The following is a 5,481-nucleotide window of genomic DNA, read 5'->3' as shown; positions in this document are numbered from 1 at the left end:
TTTGCTTACTTGGCATTTTAACTGTTAGTTTAGCATACCAAGTAAGGAAGAACCATAATTTTGGTGTTTTCTTCTTGTTTCGCTTTTGGGATCGAGTACAGTTGCATTATTTTTCATAATCCGATCGGGTCGCTCGTTTGACGCGCCACAATTTGAGGCTCCCAGAGACTCCTGTATCGAATCCCAAAAACAGCAAGCCGAATTTCCATCAAGATTAACAACTTGCTTTCTGGGTTCAACCAGCAGACAGCTAACCCTAGCCGAGTATTAACCCGAGCGGGTTGAAATTTGAAATGTCAATTGGGAAAATTAACTAATTATTTATTCATTTTGAATGTCGGATTTTATTTGAAACCGCTATGCTGGTTCATTCACTCCAAATCGATCTCGATCTTTATTTTTGAAACGCTCCCACCGAGCGAGTTTTTTTCTTGACCTGCAACTCCAACAGCAAGATAGATTTTAAATTCACTATCTTTGTCAGCAAACCCAGAAAATTTGGCAATAAACAATAAAATTTTAGGTTCGACAAAAGCATTTAAGTTAACTTGTAAACATGGTACAAATGCGATCGCCCCAGTCCTAAATTAAAACACAATCAAGGTGGTGTTAGCGCCAAAATCGGTTATTTGAGAGGAAAATAACAAACGGTCATTTCCCCAAAATATAGAAAGCTTTGACAGATGTCTCCACTTCAGCACGATATTTCCTCTGAATCTGATGGTGCCAGATACAGTAAATTCTAGTTTTCTCGATTTACCCGGTTAAATGTATCTGCTAGAATTGATAGGGTTCTGTCGCGCAGCTTTTATGATTGACGAGGAAAAACAGCAAGATCGAGATCCTAACTCAACTGGGGAAACCCCAGAGGGTTCGCCAATGGCAAGCGAAAATCCGCCGGCACCAGCAAACTCGAATGGCTCTGCTGACTGGGAGCTCGAACTTGCTCGAGCTTATCAAAGTGCTCAGGACGATCGCCCGCCAGCAAACGCATCCGGGCAAACCGTCACCGGCAGTTCCACCAACAGCCCGCAGTTAGACGCGGCCGAGTCTTGGAAGAAGGAACTCGCCTCCGTAACAGATGAAAAAGAGGCTTTAAAAAGTCAGTTGCAAGCCGCATCCGCTCAACTAGAAGAGCTAAAAAATCAAAATCTCCGCCTAGCAGCAGATTTTGACAACTTCCGCAGGCGCACACAAAAGGAAAAAGAAGAGTTAGATTTACAGGCAAGGTGTGTCACGATCAAGCCCCTGTTGCCGGCGATCGATAATTTCGAGCGCGCTCGATCGCACATCAAGCCACAAACAGACGGCGAAATGAACATTCACAAAAGCTACCAAAGCGTTTACAAGCAAATGGTAGATAGCCTCAAGCAAATCGGGGTTTCTCCGATGCGCCCAGAAGGCGAACAGTTTGACCCCAACCTCCACGAAGCTCTGCTCAGCGAGCCCACAGACGAACACGAGGAAGGCACAATCATCCAAGAACTAGAACGCGGCTACATTCTAGGCGATCGCGTCTTGCGGCACGCCAAAGTGAAAGTTGCAGCGGCTGGGCTATCTGTGGTAGCCTCAGATGAAAATCCCGATAGTTCGGAAAGTTAATCGGGAGAAAAGCTACCGCATTCTGAGCCCTGCACTGACCCCCGAATAGAATTCGGGGGCCCGAAGGCGGGAGACTCACCAAGTTCTTCAATCAGGACTAAAAGCAGGTCGGCGCTTTCTCAACAAATTGTGAAAAATGTTTTTACCCGTCTTTGATATTGCATTCTTGACATCAAGTTTGTTTCCTACAATTGCGGTCGGGTGATGCTTGTAAAAACAAGCTGAGTCGTTTTTCCTCCCCCAACTTGTAGTAGTTGGAGGTTTCCAAACATCCCACAAAGTTTTATGAGGCGCTATGGGGAAAATTATTGGAATTGACCTAGGCACGACTAACAGTTGCGTAGCAGTTTTAGAGGGTGGTAAACCCGTCGTGATCGCCAATTCCGAGGGGGGTCGCACAACTCCGAGCATCGTAGGATTTGGCAAGGGGGGCGATCGCTTAGTAGGTCAACTGGCAAAGCGACAAGCTGTAACTAATGCTGTAAATACTGTCTACAGTATCAAAAGATTTATCGGGCGCAGGTGGGACGACACGGAAGAAGAACGCTCCCGGACTCCCTACACCTGCATCAAAGGCAAAGACGACACCGTTAACGTCCAAATTCGGAACAAGGTTCACACCCCCCAAGAAATTTCGGCAATGGTACTCCAAAAGCTCAAGCAAGATGCTGAAGCTTATTTGGGACAACCTGTTACCCAAGCCGTAATTACAGTACCGGCATACTTTACAGATGCTCAGCGGCAAGCTACTAAAGACGCAGGTACGATCGCAGGTTTAGAAGTCCTGCGCATCGTCAACGAACCGACGGCGGCTGCTCTTTCCTACGGTCTCGACAAGCAAAATATTGAACAGAAAATCTTAGTCTTTGACCTAGGCGGCGGTACTTTCGACGTTTCGATCCTGCAACTGGGAGACGGAATTTTTGAAGTCAACGCCACCGCAGGTAACAACCATCTCGGCGGAGACGACTTCGACGACTGCATAGTTCAGTGGCTCGTAGAAGCTTTCCGAACTCAAGAAAGCAGTGACCTCTCACAAGACAAAATGGCTTTGCAGCGACTCCGAGAAGCGGCAGAAAAAGCCAAAATAGAACTTTCTCTCTCGCAATCTACCTCGATTAATCTGCCGTTCATTTCCTCTGATTCCAAAGGCCCTAAGCATTTGGAAATGGAACTATCGAAGGCTCAGTTTGAAAAACTTGTAGGTCATTTGGTGCAGGCGACGATCGATCCAGTGACTCAAGCCCTCAAAGACGCAAGTCTTACCCCCAAAGACATAGACAGGATTATTTTAGTCGGAGGCTCCACCCGGATTCCGGCAGTTCAAGAGGCAATTAGCAAGTATTTTGGCGGCGTCACTCCCGATAAATCTGTAAATCCTGACGAAGCTGTAGCCGTAGGGGCGGCAATTCAAGCCGGAGTTTTGGGCGGTGAAGTCAAAGATTTGCTGCTGCTAGACGTGACGCCACTCTCCCTAGGCCTTGAAACCTTGGGCGGCGTATTCACCAAAGTCATTGAGCGCAATACAACTATCCCTACCAGCCGATCGCAAATGTACAGCACGGCTGTTGACGGACAAACCTCCGTAGAAATTCACGTCCTCCAAGGCGAGCGCGCGTTAGTAAAAGACAATAAAAGTCTTGGCAAATTTCTGCTCAAAGGCATTCCCGCAGCTCCCCGCGGCGTACCTCAAATCGAAGTTACCTTTGAAATCGATGCCAACGGCATTCTGAAGGTAGCAGCAGAAGATAAGGGAACCGGCAAAGAACAAAGCATCCAAATCTCCAATACAGGAGGATTGAGCGAAACCGAAGTCGAGCGGATGCGACAAGAAGCCGAACTTTACGCCGACGAGGACATCAAGCGCGCTCAAATTGTCGAACTCAAAAATCAAGCCGACACCCTGGTCTATAATTGTGGTGTCACTTTGAAAACCAACGCGCAATTGCTCTCGCACGACCTCAAAACCGCAGCCGAAACAGCAGCAGTAGCCTTGAAGAGTGCGATGGCTAACCCAGACATCACAGGCGAGGAACTCACGGAGCAAATCGAAGCTTTCAAGCAACTGCTATACTCGCTCGGGACAGCAGTCTATTCGCTGGCCCGCAACGGCGTAGACCCGTCAGGAGAAGAGGTTGAAAGCGAGATACTGTCAGAACTAGAAGAGGTTGCAGCTACCGACGACAGCATTTTGCTGACAGAAGAGCTGCTGCTGGTGCCCGAAGCTTCGCCGGAACCTCCGCCACAACCGGAACGACAGCCCGAACGACAGTCAAAGCGACAGCCGGAACCTAAGCCGGAACCAAAACCGGAACCAAAACCGGAACTACAGTCAAAGCGACAGCCGCAACGACAGCCCGAACCAAAACCGAAGGTTCCCGAACCTGACGTTGATGATATGAATCCTTTCCTCTAGAACAACTAAAAATTAAAAATTAAAAGTTAAAAATTATCATTGTTAATTTTTAATTTTAAATTAGTAATTTCAGGAAAGGTCGCCCGTTTCTTTTTCGTACACTTTTTGTTATTTACCTCCAGGCAAGCAGCTCTATGGCCGGTGATTACTATGAAATATTAGGCGTTTCTCGCAGTGCAGACAAAGAGGAAATTAAGCGTGCTTACCGCCGCTTAGCTCGCAAGTACCATCCAGATGTCAACAAAGAATCTGGTGCCGAGGAGCGGTTTAAAGAGATTAACCGCGCCTACGAGGTACTCTCAGAACCCGAAACCCGCGCCCGTTTTGACCGTTTCGGCGAAGCAGGCGTGAGCGGTGCGGCGGCGGGGCCTGGTTTCCAAGACTTTGGTGATAGCTTTGCCGATATTTTTGAAAGCTTCTTTCAGGGTTTTCAAGGAGGAGCGGGCGCCCAACAGCAAGGTCGCAGACGCAGCGGCCCCGTGCGCGGAGACGATTTGCGACTGGATTTGCGCCTGGATTTCCGCGAAGCAGTTTTTGGTGGGGAAAAAGAACTCCGCATCAAGCACCTAGAAACCTGCGAAACTTGCACCGGAACAGGAGCTAAACCGGGAACCAGACCTCAAACCTGTTCGACTTGTACCGGCAGCGGTCAAGTCCGTCGCGCTACCCGCACTCCTTTCGGCAGCTTTACTCAAGTTTCAGTTTGCCCTACCTGCAACGGCACCGGGCAAGTGATTGAGGATAAGTGCGAAACTTGCGGCGGCCGCGGCCAGAAAGAAGTGATGAAAAAGCTGAAAATCACTATTCCTGCCGGGGTTGACAACGGTACTCGCTTGCGTGTCTCCAATGAAGGGGATGCTGGCAAGCTGGGCGGGCCGCCCGGGGATCTTTACGTGTTCTTGGCTGTCAATGAAGACCCTTTATTTAAACGGGACGGGATTAACGTTAATTCGGAAGTCAAGATTAGTTATTTGCAAGCAATTTTGGGCTGCCGGTTGGAAGTGGAAACTGTAGACGGGCCTACGGAATTGTTGATTCCTACTGGGACTCAGGCGAATACTGTTCTGACTCTAGAGAAAAAAGGAGTCCCTAAGTTGGGAAATCCAGTCAGTCGCGGCGACCATTTAATTATGGTGTCTATTGATATTCCGACTAAGGTGACGGCTGAGGAGCGTGAGTTGCTGATGCAGCTTGCTAAACTGAAGGGCGATCGTACTGGTAAAGGTGGCTTGGAAGGATTTCTGGGCAATTTGTTTCAGAAATAAGCAAATTTTTGACACCCGTGGGTGTCAAATTTTCCTGTTTGATGATTCCGTGGCAATTTTTTAAATTCTCTCTCAAAAAAATGAGCGCAATTGCGCTCATTTTGTACAGGTAGAATAATTGTTCGGCAATTTGTGAGAATAGTCCTCGAAAAAATGTAACCAATTGGTGTCAAAAATCGGCTGTAGAATAATTGTTCG

The 5,481-nt window shown here is 47.9% G+C and carries 3 protein-coding genes; all 3 read left to right on the top strand.

The window, feature by feature from the left end:
- The first annotated feature begins 810 nt into the window (after positions 1–810).
- The 3 genes from grpE to dnaJ all read left to right on the top strand — a co-directional run bounded on the left by grpE (position 811) and on the right by dnaJ (position 5,283).
- A complete protein-coding gene (gene grpE, locus QT974_RS18825; RefSeq protein WP_333469961.1) occupies positions 811–1,602 on the top strand; it encodes a nucleotide exchange factor GrpE in 792 nt (263 codons plus the stop codon).
- Between the two features lie 295 nt (positions 1,603–1,897).
- Positions 1,898–4,018, top strand: coding sequence for a molecular chaperone DnaK (gene dnaK / locus QT974_RS18820; RefSeq protein WP_333469960.1), 2,121 nt, complete (start codon positions 1,898–1,900; stop codon positions 4,016–4,018).
- 134 nt (positions 4,019–4,152) lie between these two features.
- Entirely contained in the window at positions 4,153–5,283 is a 1,131-nt protein-coding gene (dnaJ, locus tag QT974_RS18815) for a molecular chaperone DnaJ (protein ID WP_333469959.1), read from the top strand.
- Positions 5,284–5,481: the final 198 nt, after the last annotated feature.

The organism is Microcoleus sp. BM001215392 (genome assembly GCF_036700185.1).
Classification (GTDB): domain Bacteria; phylum Cyanobacteriota; class Cyanobacteriia; order Cyanobacteriales; family Microcoleaceae; genus Microcoleus.
Note: the sequence above shows the minus strand (reverse complement) of the source record. Positions and strands in the feature narration are given on the sequence as shown.

Coding starts and splice junctions, on each gene's coding strand:
- grpE (WP_333469961.1), top strand. CDS start 811: ATGATTGACGAGGAAAAACAGCAAGATCGAGATCCTAACTCAACTGGG.
- dnaK (WP_333469960.1), top strand. CDS start 1,898: ATGGGGAAAATTATTGGAATTGACCTAGGCACGACTAACAGTTGCGTA.
- dnaJ (WP_333469959.1), top strand. CDS start 4,153: ATGGCCGGTGATTACTATGAAATATTAGGCGTTTCTCGCAGTGCAGAC.